Source organism: Demequina pilifera, assembly GCF_048814985.1.
Taxonomy (GTDB): Bacteria; Actinomycetota; Actinomycetes; order Actinomycetales; family Demequinaceae; genus Demequina.
Genome location: NZ_JBMDTW010000003.1, coordinates 198,782 through 212,772, shown reverse-complemented (window position 1 = coordinate 212,772; position 13,991 = coordinate 198,782). Strand labels below are relative to the sequence as shown.

At 68.9% G+C, this 13,991-nt stretch carries 13 protein-coding genes and 3 tRNA genes; 12 read left to right on the top strand and 4 right to left on the bottom strand.

Going from position 1 to position 13,991, the window contains the following annotated elements; translation table 11 throughout:
- Positions 1 to 250 precede the first annotated feature (250 nt).
- Positions 251 to 1,357, bottom strand: coding sequence for a phospholipase D-like domain-containing protein (locus ACNI14_RS06265; protein WP_420519093.1), 1,107 nt, complete (start codon positions 1,355 to 1,357; stop codon positions 251 to 253).
- A gap of 139 nt (positions 1,358 to 1,496) precedes the next feature.
- Here ACNI14_RS06265 and ACNI14_RS06260 point away from each other — a divergent pair, with 139 nt between their 5' ends.
- From ACNI14_RS06260 to ACNI14_RS06240, 5 genes are all read left to right on the top strand, one after another.
- Positions 1,497 to 2,873, top strand: coding sequence for an FAD-dependent oxidoreductase (locus ACNI14_RS06260; RefSeq protein WP_420519092.1), 1,377 nt, complete (start codon positions 1,497 to 1,499; stop codon positions 2,871 to 2,873).
- 180 nt (positions 2,874 to 3,053) lie between these two features.
- A complete protein-coding gene (gene htpX, locus ACNI14_RS06255; RefSeq protein WP_420519091.1) occupies positions 3,054 to 3,920 on the top strand; it encodes a zinc metalloprotease HtpX in 867 nt (288 codons plus the stop codon).
- A gap of 93 nt (positions 3,921 to 4,013) precedes the next feature.
- Positions 4,014 to 5,744 (top strand): thiamine pyrophosphate-dependent enzyme, encoded by a 1,731-nt coding sequence (locus ACNI14_RS06250; protein ID WP_420519090.1) that lies wholly within the window; start codon positions 4,014 to 4,016, stop codon positions 5,742 to 5,744.
- A 5-nt stretch (positions 5,745 to 5,749) separates the two neighbouring features.
- Positions 5,750 to 6,136: a nuclear transport factor 2 family protein gene (locus ACNI14_RS06245; protein ID WP_420519089.1), complete on the top strand. Its 387-nt coding sequence runs from the start codon at positions 5,750 to 5,752 to the stop codon at positions 6,134 to 6,136.
- Positions 6,137 to 6,363: 227 nt separating this feature from the next.
- Entirely contained in the window at positions 6,364 to 6,885 is a 522-nt protein-coding gene (locus ACNI14_RS06240) for a DUF4395 domain-containing protein (protein ID WP_420519088.1), read from the top strand.
- A 163-nt stretch (positions 6,886 to 7,048) separates the two neighbouring features.
- Here ACNI14_RS06240 and ACNI14_RS06235 read toward each other — a convergent pair whose 3' ends face one another.
- On the bottom strand, positions 7,049 to 7,540 hold the full coding sequence (locus ACNI14_RS06235; protein WP_420519087.1) for a YajQ family cyclic di-GMP-binding protein: 492 nt from the start codon (positions 7,538 to 7,540) through the stop codon (positions 7,049 to 7,051).
- A 137-nt stretch (positions 7,541 to 7,677) separates the two neighbouring features.
- On the opposite strand from ACNI14_RS06235, the gene ACNI14_RS06230 reads away from it, so the two are divergent.
- Positions 7,678 to 7,759, top strand: a tRNA-Tyr gene (locus ACNI14_RS06230).
- 177 nt (positions 7,760 to 7,936) lie between these two features.
- On the opposite strand, the gene ACNI14_RS06225 is transcribed toward ACNI14_RS06230, so the two are convergent.
- Both ACNI14_RS06225 and ACNI14_RS06220 read right to left on the bottom strand, forming a co-directional pair.
- The gene (locus tag ACNI14_RS06225; protein ID WP_420519086.1) at positions 7,937 to 9,406 is read right to left on the bottom strand and encodes a sugar porter family MFS transporter; all 1,470 of its coding nucleotides are present in this window, start codon (positions 9,404 to 9,406) and stop codon (positions 7,937 to 7,939) included.
- A gap of 102 nt (positions 9,407 to 9,508) precedes the next feature.
- The gene (locus ACNI14_RS06220) at positions 9,509 to 10,798 is read right to left on the bottom strand and encodes a winged helix-turn-helix domain-containing protein (protein WP_420519085.1); all 1,290 of its coding nucleotides are present in this window, start codon (positions 10,796 to 10,798) and stop codon (positions 9,509 to 9,511) included.
- Positions 10,799 to 10,884: 86 nt separating this feature from the next.
- Here ACNI14_RS06220 and ACNI14_RS06215 point away from each other — a divergent pair.
- From ACNI14_RS06215 to ACNI14_RS06190, 6 genes are all read left to right on the top strand, one after another.
- Positions 10,885 to 10,957 (top strand) — tRNA-Thr (locus ACNI14_RS06215).
- A 58-nt stretch (positions 10,958 to 11,015) separates the two neighbouring features.
- Positions 11,016 to 11,089 (top strand) — tRNA-Met (locus ACNI14_RS06210).
- A gap of 68 nt (positions 11,090 to 11,157) precedes the next feature.
- Positions 11,158 to 11,322, top strand: coding sequence for a 50S ribosomal protein L33 (gene rpmG / locus ACNI14_RS06205; RefSeq protein ID WP_420519084.1), 165 nt, complete (start codon positions 11,158 to 11,160; stop codon positions 11,320 to 11,322).
- 307 nt (positions 11,323 to 11,629) lie between these two features.
- Complete coding sequence (locus ACNI14_RS06200; RefSeq protein ID WP_420519426.1) at positions 11,630 to 13,057, top strand: NCS2 family permease; 1,428 nt, start codon at positions 11,630 to 11,632, stop codon at positions 13,055 to 13,057.
- 38 nt (positions 13,058 to 13,095) lie between these two features.
- On the top strand, positions 13,096 to 13,560 hold the full coding sequence (locus tag ACNI14_RS06195) for an FAS1-like dehydratase domain-containing protein (protein WP_420519083.1): 465 nt from the start codon (positions 13,096 to 13,098) through the stop codon (positions 13,558 to 13,560).
- Positions 13,557 to 13,988: a MaoC family dehydratase gene (locus ACNI14_RS06190; RefSeq protein WP_420519082.1), complete on the top strand. Its 432-nt coding sequence runs from the start codon at positions 13,557 to 13,559 to the stop codon at positions 13,986 to 13,988. The genes ACNI14_RS06195 and ACNI14_RS06190 overlap by 4 nt, the downstream gene beginning before the upstream one ends.
- Positions 13,989 to 13,991 lie beyond the last annotated feature (3 nt).

Genomic DNA, 13,991 nt, shown 5'->3' with positions numbered 1-13,991 from the left:
CATGGGTGGCGTCGGCGTTTGTCACCGAGACTCCTCGACTCGTCGTGTTCTGGGAGCGAGGCCGTGCGAGCGCGTCTGGTTCGCGCTCGATGGCCGAGCGCCCAGGGCTACAGGGGGTGTGTATCCGTGGGCTCAGGCCACAGGACACATGGCACAGCAGACACAGCAGCACATCATGGGTGCGCCGTAGTCCGGGGAGAATGCCATGGTCGAGAGTGTCTCACAGCGCATGGCGATGCGCCAGCCCCTCTCAGCGGCCGGCGCCGGGGCGATCTCGCGCGCCGCGTCGGTCCCGAACGTCGCCGTCCACCACATGCTCGCGGTGGAACGCGAGGAGCTGGTCGATGACCTGCTCGGACCTCGTCTCGAGCGCGAGTTCGCGGGTGCCGAGCGTCACGCCGGCGCTGACGAAGTTGTGCGAGCCGGTGATCGCCACGCGTTCGCCCGTGCGCATGGTCATGATCAGGCTCTTGGCATGCAGGTAGCGCTGCGCCCGGTAGCGCGTGCGGTGGCCGCTGGCCGCCATCGAGGCGGCGATGAGGATGCGGTTGGCGGTCGTCGCGTTGCGCGGGCGGTTGAACCACAGTCCGTGCGGGCGGGCGGAGATCAGCCGTCCCAGCTCGCCCGTGGGGCAGTACTGGGAGACGAGCAGCACGTGCGTGGCATCCGCCACCAGCTCCACCGCGCGCCTGTAGATCACCGAGTCCCCGGGCATGCCGCCGTCGATGAGCACGGCGTCCCCGCCGTGCCGGAGCGTGAGCGAGGGGTGGCCGATCTCGGAGGGACCCATCTCCGCCATCCACGTGTAGACCTTGTCCAGGTCGTTCGCGAGACCGGGGTCGTCCACGCGCATCATGTAGTCGACGTTGGTGGCGCCGCGGTCGTCCAGATTGACGCCGCCGAAGGCGTAACTGACATCGTCGACCACGCACAGCTTGGTGTGGGTGCGGCCCCGCCAGATCAATCCCCGCTCGGACCCGAGCCACGTGAAGCGCGCGCCCGCCTCGGTCAGCCGGGCGACGAGCGAGGCGGACTCGCGCCGGCGCCTGCCTCGAAAGCCGGCCGGCAGGAGGGTGGCCGCGGTGTCCAGGTAGGTGAACACGTCGGCCGCGATCTTGACATCCACCCCGCGCCGAGCCGCCGCGATGAGCGCCTCGATGAGGTCAGCGGTGCGCTCCTCGTCCGCGATGGTGAGAGTGGCGAGACGCACCCGCCGGGTGGCCGCACGCACGCGCGCCGTCGCATCGGCGATGTAGTCGCCTGGAAGCAGCAGCGTCGGGTTCGGCAGGCCGCGCTCCGCGCCGCCGGCGAACGGCGGCGCGAGCGAGGGCGTGGGAAACGGCGCTGCCGGGCTCATGTCTCGAGAATGCCACCTGCACGGCGCTGCTGGATATCCCCCACGAGAGGGTCACCGAACGTTCATGTCTATACTCATGGCGTCATGCGACTGAGATAGAGCTCGTCGCACGCCCCCACCATCGAGGATTGTGACAATCGTGACGACAGACCGCCCGCTCCGGGTTGCCGTGATCGGTGCCGGCCCCGCTGGCACGTACGCCTCCGACATCCTGTCGAAGAGCGACATCGACGTGTCGATCGACATCATCGAGCGCCTGCCTGCGCCGTTCGGCCTCGTGCGCTACGGGGTCGCTCCCGACCACCCGCGCATCAAGCAGATCGTGGTGGCTCTCGCCAACGTCCTGGGCCGCGGCGACATCCGGCTGCTCGCGAACGTCAACATCGGCACCGACCTGACGCTCGCCGACCTGCGCGCCCACTACGACGCGGTCATCTTCGCGACCGGCGCATTCAAGGACGCCGAGCTCCACATTCCGGGGATCGAACTCGAGGGCTCGTTCGGCGCCGCCGACTTCGTCAGCTGGTTCGACGGCCACCCCGACGTGCCGCGCACCTGGCCGCTCGAGGCCAAGGAGGTGGCGGTCTTCGGCGTCGGCAACGTGGCGCTCGACGTGGCGCGCATCCTCTCCAAGCACCCCAAGGACCTGGCCTCGACCGAGGTGCCCGCGAACGTCATGGAGATCCTCGAGGCCTCGCCCGTCACGGACGTGCACATCTTCGGTCGCCGCGGACCCGCGCAGGTGAAGTTCTCCCCGCTCGAGCTGCGCGAGCTGGGCCACGTGCCCGACGTCGACATCATCGTGTACCCCGAGGACTACGACTTCGACGAGGCGTCGATGGAGGCCGCGGAGACGAACAAGCAGACCAAGCAGGTCGTCAAGACGCTTACCGACTGGACGCTCAGGGAGCCCACCGGCGCGTCGCGCCGCATCCACCTGCACTTCCTCCAGGCGCCCCACGAGGTGCTCGGCGAGGACGGCAAGGTGACGGCCGTGCGCGTCGAGCGCACCGCGCTGCAAGGTGACGGCAACGTCAAGGGCACCGGGGAGTTCATCGACTACCCCGTGCAGGCCGTCTACCGTGCCGTCGGCTACTACGGCACCGAGATCGACGGCATCCCGTTCGACCAGTCCAGGGGAGTGATCGCCAACGAGGGCGGCCGTGTGTCCACCGGCGGCGATGTCGTGCCTGGCTACTACGCCACCGGCTGGATCAAGCGCGGTCCCGTGGGGCTCATCGGCCACACCAAGTCGGACGCTCAGGAGACCATCGCCAACCTCGTCGAGGACGCTCCGCGGCTGTACGCCGAGAGCGAGGCCGGCGCCGAGCAGCGCAGCCCCGACAACCTGCTGCGCCTGCTCCACTCGCGGGGCGTGGACGTCGTGCAGTGGCACGATTGGGAGGTCCTCGACGCCTTCGAGCGTGCCTCCGGCGAGGCCGACGGCCGCGAGCGCGTCAAGGTCGTGCCACGCGAAGAGATGACGGACATCGCGCTGGGGCGCCGGCGGGCCTAGCCTCGGCGCGAAGACGGCCGATGCGCGCATCGGCTGTGCGCTCGACCTCCGCCCCGGGGATCGCCAGGCGGGCAGCCTTGCGTACCCCGGCCCCCGCCGCGCGCGGCGGGGACATCGGCGGGAACCGCGCGCCCGCATCGGCCGTTTCCCCTGCGTCTGACAAGACGCCTAGGAGGTGACGTGGGAAAGCGATACTTCAACGGTCTCAAGACCGCTGGACTGTTCGTGGTGCTGTGGGTGGTGCTGCTCGGCGTCGGCTCGTTCGTGGGCGGCGGCCAGTTCATCTGGATCTTCGCCCTGCTCGGCGTCGCCGGCACAGCGTATGGCTACTGGAACTCGGACAAGCTCGCCATCAAGGCGATGCATGCGCGACCGGTCACGGAGGTCGAGCAGCCGGTCATGTACCGGATCGTGCGCGAGCTGTCGGCGGAGGCGAATCAGCCGATGCCGCGCCTGTACGTGTCACCCACTCAAGCGCCCAATGCGTTCGCGACCGGCCGCAACCCGCAGAACGCCGCGGTGTGCTGCACGGCGGGGATCCTGGGCCTGCTGAACGAGCGTGAGCTGCGCGGAGTCCTGGGCCACGAGCTCATGCACGTCTACAACCGCGACATCCTCATCGGCTCCGTCGCGGCGGCCTTTGCGGGAATCATCACCGCGATCGCGCAGATGATGTTCTTCTTCGGAGGCGGGGGCAACAGCCGCGACAACCCCATGGGACCCATCGGGATGCTTGCGATGCTGCTGCTTGCGCCCATCGCCGCGGCGCTGATCCGCATGGCGATCTCCCGCACGCGGGAGTACGACGCGGACGAGGATGGCGCCACGCTGACGGGAGACCCCCTGGCGCTCGCGTCTGCCCTGCGCAAGCTTGAGCAGGGCACCCGGGCGAGGCCGCTGCCGCAGGAGGGGCCGCTCGAGAACGTGTCGCACATGATGATCGCGAACCCGTTCTCCGGCGCCGGAATGGCGAAGCTGTTCTCGACGCACCCCCCCATGGACGAGCGGGTGGCTCGACTCGAACACATGGCGGGCCGCTCTCTCTAGGTCAAGGAATGTGCGCGCCCAGCCATAGCGTTGGCCAAGTAGGGCGCGGAATGTCGCCGACCCGGCGGCTCCGTCACGCCGGGAGGAGTCACGATGAGCCGCACGATCGCGCAGACCATCGTCCATGCGCTTGCCGAGCACGGCGTCACTCAGGTGTGGGGAGTGGTGGGGGACGCGCTCAACCCCTTCACCGAGGCCATGCGCACCGAGGACCGGATCGAGTGGGTCGGGGTGCGGCACGAGGAGACCGCGGCGTTCGCCGCCGGCGCCCAGTCACAGCTCACCGACCGCATCGGCGTGTGCATGGGGACGGTCGGCCCCGGTTCCTTGCACCTGCTCAACGGGCTGTACGACGCGAAGAAGTCGCACGCCCCGGTGCTCGCGATCTGCGGGCAGGTCCCCACGGGAGAGATCGGCACTGAGTACTTCCAGGAGGTCGCGAACGACCGGGTGTTCGACGACGTCGCCGTGTGGAACCAGACCCTAACCTCTCCCGAGCAGCTGCCGCAGATGCTGGTCCAGGGCATCACCGCGGCGTACGCGCAGCGAGGAGTCGCCGTGCTGAGTGTGCCCGGCGACGTCGGGGATCTCGAGCTCGATGAGGACGCCCCCGCGATCGCCTTCGCCCGCCCTCCTCGCAAGGCCGAGCCGGCCGAGGAGTCGCTGGCGGCCGCCGCTGCCGCGCTCGACGGCGGCGAGCGCGTCACCATGCTGGTGGGACGCGGCGCCGAGCATGCTCGCGAACAGACTCTCGCCGTGGCGGAACGCCTGCAGGCGCCCATGGTGGTCACGCTTAAGGGCAAGACGGGCTTCGACGGCGACAACCCCTACGGCGTGGGCCAGGCAGGCCTGCTCGGGAACCCCGGCGCGGCCGATGCGCTCGCGGACTGCGACGTGCTGCTGATGGTCGGCACGGACTTCCCCTATCGCGACTTCTATCCGACCGCCGCGAAGGTGGTGCAGATCGATCGCGCGGCGACCCATGTGGGGCGCCGGGTCGCGGTCGATGTGCCCGTCGTGGGAGACGCCGGCGACGCGTTGACGGCGCTGCTGCCCCGCCTCACGCGTGATCGGGATTCCGCGCATGTGGATCGGGCGAGGGAGGCGTACGCGTCGTGGCGCGAACGCCAGCGCTCCGTGTCCGACCCCGACTACGAGGAGTCCGGCCTGGTGGCCAAGGTGCGCTCCAAGTTCGACAATCCCGACGATCGCATTCGCCCCGAGGCGCTCGCCGCGGCTGTGGACCGGCACGCGCCCGACGACGCGGTCTTCACCGTGGACACGGGGATGTCGACCGTGTGGCTGTCACGGTTCGTCGAGATGCGCGGCGGTCGCGAGCTGCTCGGCTCGTTCAACCTGGGGTCCATGGCGAACGCGCTGCCGCAGGCGCTCGGTGCCCAGGCGCTGGACCGCACGCGCCGGGTGGTGTCGATGAGTGGGGACGGGGGGCTGATGATGCTGCTCGGCGACCTGCGCACCGCGGTGTCCGAGGACCTGCCCGTCGTGGTCGTGGTGTTCGACAACGCCTCACTCGGCATGGTTCAGCTCGAGCAGCAGCAGGGTGGGCTCGCCTCTTCCGGCACGGATCTCGACAACCCGGACCTGGCCGCCGTGGGCACCGCCATGGGCCTGGCGTCGCGGCGTGTGGAGCGACCCGACGAGTTGGACGGCGCGCTGCAGTGGGCCTTCCGCCAGGACGGTCCAGTGCTGCTCGACGTCCTCACCAATCCGGACGAGATTTCGGTCCCACCGCACCCGAAGGTGTCGCAGGCGTGGGGCTACGCGGTGGCGAAGCTCACCGAAGGCATTGAGAGCAGGAGGTAAGGGCCATGAAGACACACGAGGAAGAGCAATTGGTCGCGCTGGAGACGCACGGCTGGGAGGCGCTCACGAACGGGCACGCTCGCGAGTTCTACGATGACGTGCTGACCGAGGACGCCGTCATGGTTTTCCCGTTCGGCGTGATGGAGCGGGACGACGCGATCGACGGCATGGCCGAGTCCCGCCGCTGGCAGGACTACGAGCTCGAGGACGTCACCGTGCACGACCTCGGATCAGGCGTCGCCGTGGTCGCCTATCGCGTGCGCGCACGCCGTGTCGAGGAACCGCCCTTCGAGGCCATGCTGTCCAGCACCTACATGCGCTCGAGCGACGGCTGGCGGATGATGCTGCACCAGCAGTCGCCGACGGCCGTGAGGGTCCTCAGCGGTAGTTGACGAACTGGAGGTCGGCCTCGACGGAGAGCGCCGCCTGCTCAGCCCCGCTGCTTGCTCAGAATGTGTCCCGCCCGTGCACTGAGCGGGGCGCGCTCATTGTGCCGCGTCAGGTTCCCCGCCTCGTCACCGGTGTATACCCCCTAGGGTATTATCGCCGGATGCGGACCCCATCAGACAAAGACCAACTCGTCGTCGGCCAATGGGTCGAAGGAATCGATGAGCCGGTAGTGAACGAGCGCGCCGTCAGGGCATCGGCGGGGATTCTCTTCATCGGCGGGTTTGCGGCATGGCTCTGGGGTGTCATCACCGGTGACCTTCAGCCCATGCGCCTCTTTGGCATCGTCTTCGCCGTGGAGATGATGCTCCGCATGTACGTCGGGACGGCCCTCACCCCGACCCTCGTCATCGGGACGCTGATCACTCGACCCCAGCGTCCAGAGTGGGTAGAGGCCCGATCCAAGCACTTGGCATGGCAACTCGGCTTGGTCATGGCGCTTGCCGGGTGCTTCAGCCTCGGGTGGCTCGGGCTGCCCGCCATCATCGCGCAAGTGATCTGCGGAGTCTGTCTGCTCCTGCTCTACGTGGAGACCGCGTTCGGGATCTGCGTGGGTTGCCTCCTCGCGCAACGATTCGCGCGCCAGAAGCCCCAACTGTGTGCCGGTGACACCTGCACCTACACGCCCCCGCCACGAGGCGCGCAGCACTCTGTGCTGAGCGAGCGGCGGACCGGCGACTCGCAGACTTCGTGAGCGACAGTCCTCGCGATCAGTGCAATCGCGAGGGGAGGCGTCCGGGCACCCGTGATGCGATCGCGGCCACGTTCGTCAGTGCGAACGCGAGCCACCGATCGAGGCGCGGCGCGTCGGCTCCGCGGTGGACTCCGGGGAAGGAGTGCGTGGCCGACGGCGCCCGCTAGCGGAAGTTGACGAACTGGAGGTCCACGTCGACGTCCGCGCCCTTGAGCAACTGGATGGCCGCCTGAAGGTCGTCGCGGGACTTCGACTGCACCCGGAGCTCGTCGCCCTGGATCTGTGACTTCACTGACTTGGGGCCCTCCTCGCGAAGCAGCTTGCCGAGCTTCTTCGCCGTCTCCTGAGTGATGCCCTCCTTGAGGTCCGCGACCAGGCGGAACTCCTTGCCGGAGGGCACCGGGTCGCCGTACTCGAGGGACTTCATGGAGATGCCGCGCTTGGCGAGCTTCGCGATCAGCACGTCCAGCACCGCCTTCACACGTTCCGCCGAGTCGGCCTTCATCAGGATCGCGTCGCCTGAGAACTCGATCGAGGCTCCGACTCCGCGGAAGTCGTAGCGCTGACTGATCTCCTTGTGCGCCTGGTTGAGCGCGTTGTCGACCTCCTGACGGTCGATCTTGCTCACGACGTCGAAGCTGCTGTCGCCTGCCATCGGTCCTCCTCGGGTCGGGGCGCTCGCGGCGCCGGTGGTCTCGCCGGTGGGGCCGGCCCCGCATCGGTTCGCGTGGGCCGCTATTTAGTTGCTATCCTTCCATGCGCGCCAGGTTCGGTTCGGACCTACGCGCTCAAGGCAGGTTGCCCGAGCGGCCAAAGGGAGCTGACTGTAAATCAGCCGTCACAGACTTCACAGGTTCGAATCCTGTACCTGCCACGCGAGGCCCGGCGAGAGCCGGGCCTTTCGTGTTTCCGCCCCACTCCCTGTCCGGCACTGGTTGACCCCTCTGAGAGGTCGCGACCTTCTGTCCGGCACTCCTTGACGGCAGGTGCCGGACAGGAGGATGAAACCTCCTGGAGGCGACCATGAGTGCCGGACAGGGGGCGGGCGAGGTCAGGTGCGGCTGGACTCCACGAACTTGCCGCGTTTGACGCGCACGTCCGCGTCCATGTCCTCGAGCTCCATGCCCTTGGTCTCGGGCACCCGGAAGAACACGAACAGCAGCGACAGCAGCGCCATCGAGGCGTAGAAGCCGTACGCGAACGTCAGCCCGATCGACGCGAAGGACGGGAACGTCACGGTGATCGTCCAGTTGGCGATCCACTGCGCGGCGGCCGCCACGGCGAGCGCCGATGCGCGGATCCGGTTGGGGAACATCTCGCCAAGGAGCACCCACACCACGGGTCCCCAGGTGGCTCCGAAGAACACGACGAAGGCGTTCGCGCCGATCACGGCCGCAGTGCCCCACGAGCCTTCGAAGTCGGTGACCTCGCCGGCGCCGTCGGTGATGGCCTGCGAGAACGCGACGGCCATGAGGCCCAGCGACAGCGTCATGCCGGAGGAGCCGATCAGCAGCAGCCGTCGCCGGCCGATCTTGTCGACGAGCAGGATGGCCACGATGGTGACCACGATGTTCGTGACCGACGTGATGGTCGACGTGAGGAAGGCCTGGCCCTCGTCGAAGCCCACGGACTGCCACAGCGTGTTCGAGTAGTAGAAGATCACGTTGATGCCCACGAACTGCTGGAAGACGGACAGCAGGATGCCGGTCCACACGATGGGCTTGAGCCCGAGAGTGTGTCCGCGCAGGTCGCGCAGGGTCTGCTTCTCCTCGCGGTGCAGCGAGTCCTCGATCTCCTTGATCTTGGCGTCGACGTCCTGCACGCCGGTGAACAGCCGCAGCACCTCGGCCGCGTCCTCGTCCCGCGACTGACCCACGAGGTAGCGCGGGGACTCGGGCAGGCGGAGCGCCGCGACGCCGTAGATCATCGCAGGGATCGCCTCCGCCATGAACATGAGGCGCCACGCCTCGATGCCGAACAGCCACTCTTCCGCAGCGCCTCCGGCGGCGTCGGCGAACAGCTGACCGGTGAGCAGCGCCGCGAAGATGCCCGTCACGATCGCGAGCTGCTGCAGCGATCCCAGGCGCCCGCGGAACTTCGCGGGGGAGACCTCGGCGATGTACGCCGGCGCGATCACGGAGGCGGCACCGACGGCGAGCCCGCCGACGATCCGCCACAGGATGAGGTCCCAGATCCCGATCGCCAGGCCGGAGCCCACCGCGGACATGAAGAACAGGGTTGCCGCGATCAGCATCACGCGGATGCGGCCGTACTTGTTCGCGATGGTGCCCGCGAACCACGCGCCCACCGCACAGCCCAGGAGCGCCGCGGCGACCGCGAAGCCCGTGAACGCGGCAGAGAGGTCGAACTCGCCCTCGATCGACTCCACGGCGCCGTTGATGACCGAGGAGTCGAAGCCGAACAGGAACCCGCCCAGCGCGGCGCCGATGCTGATCGCGATCACGCGTCGATTGAGCCTGCTGGCTGCGCGGGGCGGGGGTGTGGCGGGCGTGCTCGTCATGGTGATGCCTCTCGTCGGTACGGGGGTGCGACGTGCTCGTGCGGCGTACTCTCGCCACACGAACCCCGCGGTGGGGCCCATGCGGCGCGGCAGCCGTCGCCCTCACAACGTGGGCGCGAGGTCACCTCTTCCCGCGACGGCCCAGGACTCCAGTCCGAGCCACTGCGCCATGGCGTCCAGCTCCGCGGCGGCGGCGTGCGCGACCGCTCCGCGCCCCATGGGACGCGAGCCCGGGGCGCGTCCCGGCTCGTGCCACGCCGCCTGCACCAGCAGCACCTTGGCCTTGCGATCGGCCTTGAGGTCGAGCCGGGCGACGATCTGGTCGCCCACGAGCAGCGGCAGGCAGTAGTAGCCGAACACGCGCTTGTGCGCCGGCGTGTAGATCTCGATGCGGTAGTCCACGCCGAACATCCGCAGCAGTCGCGGCCGGTACCAGCACACGGGGTCGAAGGGGCTCAGCAGCGCCCGGCCGGTGGCCCTGTCGGGGTCGCGAGCCGGACGACGATGCGGCGCATCCTCGCTGGGCCCGCCGACTGCGATCAGCGCCGGCTCATGCCACCCCTCGACCTGTGTCCACTCCGCCAGTCCGCGCTCCACGGCCGATGCGGCCCACACCTCGCCGCCGGCGACGTCCGGCGAGCGAGCGCCGGCTCCGTAGGGCAGGCGGAAGTGGTCGCACAGGTCCCGCACGGTGCCGATGCCCGTCGCCGAGAGCGCGCGATCGAACAGCGCCTGCCGCGCTCGCGCGGCGGGCGCGCCCCAAGCCCCGGCATCGGCCGCCTCGAGGCCCCACCCGCGCATCGGCGAATCGTAGGTGCGCGCGAAGTGACGCCCTCGCGACGCCGCGACGCCCCCGGTGATGAACAGGTGCTCGAGTGCCGCCTTCACGTGGCCGTGGTCCCACCACGTCCCGCGCACCCCCGCGCTGGGAGCGAGGTGATCGAGATCCGCGGCGGTGACGGGGCCCGCGTCCTCGACCGCCGCCCGCACCGCGGCGAGCAGGCCGGGCCGCTCATCCTCGAGCTGCGCCGCAGTCCGGGCCTTCCAGTTCGAGGCGCCCACCATGCGGTGGTGCAGCATCGGCAGCAGGTCGCGCGGCATCACCGAGGCCTCGTGGCCCCAGTGCTCGAACGCATGCGGGGAGTGGCCGCTCGGATCTCCCCAAAGGAACCGATCCAGGTCGGCGTGCGCGTACGGGCCGAGCCGCGAGTACAGCGGCAGGTAGTGGGCGCGGGCGAGCACGTTCACGGTGTCGAGTTGAAGCACGCCCTGACGTTCCAGGTACGAGCCGAAGTCCGCGTCTCGCGGGCGCCGCGCGGGACGTCGCCGCGCCAGGGACTGGGCGTCGAGAAAGGTGCGTCGCGCCTGAGCCGCGCTGAGCTGTACAGTCACGTCGGACACAGTATCCGCGCCCGCCGACACCGCGTTCCTGGCCGATTTCACAACCACTGCGCGCGGCGTGTATTCTTGTCCGGCTTGCCCCGATAGCTCAGTCGGCAGAGCGTTTCCATGGTAAGGAAAAGGTCCAGGGTTCGATTCCCTGTCGGGGCTCTGAGAAATGCTCGATCATCACTCCTTCTGCGAGGGGTGATGATCGAGCGATTCTCGCGGCGGGGTAGCTCAGGTGGTTAGAGCACACGACTCATAATCGTGGGGTCGCGGGTTCGAGTCCCGCCCTCGCTACGAGACAGGCGCATCGCCTGTCGCCGTGCCTGCCAGGCGCGTCACCACAAGGCTGGGAGCAAGACCACATGGCAAAGAACGACGTTCGTCCGAAGATCACGCTCGCGTGCACCGAGTGCAAGAACCGCAACTACATCACGCGCAAGAACCGTCGCAACAACCCCGACCGTGTGGAGCTCTCCAAGTTCTGCCGGAACTGCGGCAAGCACAACCCGCACCGCGAGACGCGCTGACGCTCTAGATTTCCCCGAACGCCCGTCCCCTCATCAGAGGGGGCGGGCGTTCGTCGTTTCCGGGGTGGTGCTGGATGCGGCCGATGCGCGGGCTGGGGGATCGGCACGGCGCGGGGGCGCTAGGGTATCCCCGTCCAAACCTCGCTGCACGCCGTTGCAGCGCGCCGCGCGTCCGCGTGCGTCGCAGGTCGCACCGCAGCGACGAGGAGCGGACACGCGGCGACTTCACCGGCGCCGTCCTGATGGCCGACACGCGCACCCATGCGCACGAAAGGGACACGTGACCACGACCAGCCAGCGCACCGGGATGACCGGCCGCCTCGACTCCTTCTTCGAGATCACCGCCCGCGGATCCACCCTCGTCCAGGAGATCAGGGGTGGACTCACGACCTTCTTCACGATGGCGTACATCGTGGTGCTGAACCCGCTGATCATCGGCACCGTCGCCGACGGCGAGGGCAGCTTCCTCGGGGGCGGCAGCGAGCCCAACCTCGCCATGATCGCGGCCGCGACCGCGCTGGTGGCGGGACTGCTGTCCATCATGATGGGCGTGTGGGCGCGGTTCCCGCTCGCGATGGCGGCGGGGCTCGGCCTCAACGCCTTCGTCGCGTACGGCATCGCGTCGCGCTCCGGCATGACGTGGCCCGAGGCCATGGGCTTCGTGGTCATCGAGGGCGTGGTCATCCTGATCCTCGTCATGACCAACTTCCGCAAGGCCGTGTTCGCGGCGGTGCCGACCTTCCTCAAGCAGGCGATCGCGGTGGGCATCGGGCTCTTCCTCGCCTTCATCGGGCTCTACGACGCGGGAATCGTGCGCACCGGCGCCGGCACTCCCACCCAGTTCGGCGACGGCGGGTACATCTCGACGTGGCCGATGGTCGTGTTCGTCGTGGGCTTGTTCACCGCGATCGTGCTGATGGTCAAGAAGGTGCGCGGCGCACTGCTCATCTCGATCGCAGCCGCGACGGTGCTGGCGATCATCCTTGAGGCGACGATGTCGCTCGGATCCTCCGAGGACAACCCCGACGGCTGGGCGCTGGTGGTCCCCGCGCTGCCCGACTCCGCGGTGTCCCTGCCGGACTTCTCGCTGATCGGTCAGGTCGACCTGTTCGGTGGCTTCACGTCGCTGCCGGTGCTCACCGCCCTGCTCCTCGTGTTCTCGCTGCTGATCGCGGACTTCTTCGACACGATGGGAACCATGACCGCCGTGGGCGCCGAGGCGGGGCTCAACGACAAGGAGGGCAACCCGCCTCGCAGCCAGCAGATCCTGCTGGTCGACTCGGTGGGGGCGGCCGCCGGCGGCTTCGGCTCGGTGTCCTCCAACACCTCCTACATCGAGTCCGCCGCGGGAGTGGGCGACGGCGCCCGCACGGGCCTGGCATCGGTGGTGACGGGAATCGCGTTCCTGCTGTCGACCTTCCTCACGCCGCTGTACGCGCTCGTGCCGTTCGAGGCGGCCACTCCCGTGCTCGTGGTCGTCGGGTTCCTGATGGTGTCGCAGGTCGCCGGGATCGACTGGAAGGACTACCGGATCGCGATCCCCGCGTTCCTGACGTTCATCCTGATGCCGTTCGGCTACTCGATCTCGGTCGGCATCGGCGTGGGGTTCATCTCCTACGTGGTGCTGCAGATCGCCTCGGGCGGCGCTCGCAAGGTCCACCCGCTCATGTGGGGAGCGGCCGCCGCGTTCGTGCTGTACTTCGCGCTGGGCCCCATCACGACGCTGGTGGGCTGAGCGGGACCCGCGGCGTCCCGGTTCGCTAGGGTGGAATCGTGCCAGTGAACAGCGAAGCAGTGGGCCGCACCTATGGCCCGTTCGAGCCCTACGAGGTGACGCGGGTCAAGATCCGGGAGTTCGCCGATGCGGTCGACGCCTATTCGGGCGCGCACCGCGACGTCGCGGTCGCCCAGGCGGAGGGGTACGCGGACCTCGTCGCACCCACCACCTTCGCGGTGGTGATCGCGCAGCAGGCCGAGTTCCACGTGGTCGCCGACCCCGAGGTGGGGGTGGACTTCTCCCGCGTGGTGCATGCCGAGGAGCGCTTCACCCATGTGCGGCCCCTCGTCGCGGGCGACGTCATCCTGACCACCGTCCACATCGAGTCCATCAAGCAGCGTGCGGGGATCTCGATGGTCACCACGCGCGCCGAGCTGGCCGATGAGGACGGGGCCCCGGTGTCGACAGTGCTCAGCACGCTCGCGGTGAGGGAGCCGCAGGAGTCGGAGGAGGCGAAGTGACCGAGTCGACGAGCCCCAGCTTCGCGGGACTGGAGGTGGGCCAGGTGGTCGCCGAGCGCGAACTCGCCTTCACCCGCGCGTCGCTGGTGCGCTACGCCGGTGCGTCGGGCGACTTCAACCCGATCCATTACAACGACGTGTTCGCCGAGGAGGTGGGCCTGCCCGGGGTGATCGCGCACGGCATGCTGACCATGGGCGCGGCCGCGTCGGTGGTCGAGGAGTGGGCGGGCGCGGGAAACGTCGCCGACTATCAGGTGCGGTTCACGCGGCCGGTCCCGGTGCCGAACCCGGGTGAGGCGACCGTCCTGGTGACCGCGCGCATCGGCGCTCTCGACGAGGAGCGGCGCACCGCGCGCGTGGATCTCACCGTGCAGCACGGCGACGTCAAGGTGCTGGGCAAGGCGCAGGCGCTGGTCGACTGCAGCTGACGA

What these genes read in the sequence shown, in the direction of transcription:
- ACNI14_RS06265 (WP_420519093.1), bottom strand. Translation starts at nt 1,357, where the DNA reads ATGAGCCCGGCAGCGCCGTTTCCCACGCCCTCGCTCGCGCCGCCGTTC.
- ACNI14_RS06250 (WP_420519090.1), top strand. Translation starts at nt 4,014, where the DNA reads ATGAGCCGCACGATCGCGCAGACCATCGTCCATGCGCTTGCCGAGCAC.
- ACNI14_RS06245 (WP_420519089.1), top strand. Translation starts at nt 5,750, where the DNA reads ATGAAGACACACGAGGAAGAGCAATTGGTCGCGCTGGAGACGCACGGC.
- ACNI14_RS06235 (WP_420519087.1), bottom strand. Translation starts at nt 7,540, where the DNA reads ATGGCAGGCGACAGCAGCTTCGACGTCGTGAGCAAGATCGACCGTCAG.
- ACNI14_RS06225 (WP_420519086.1), bottom strand. Translation starts at nt 9,406, where the DNA reads ATGACGAGCACGCCCGCCACACCCCCGCCCCGCGCAGCCAGCAGGCTC.
- rpmG (WP_420519084.1), top strand. Translation starts at nt 11,158, where the DNA reads ATGGCAAAGAACGACGTTCGTCCGAAGATCACGCTCGCGTGCACCGAG.
- ACNI14_RS06200 (WP_420519426.1), top strand. Translation starts at nt 11,630, where the DNA reads ATGACCGGCCGCCTCGACTCCTTCTTCGAGATCACCGCCCGCGGATCC.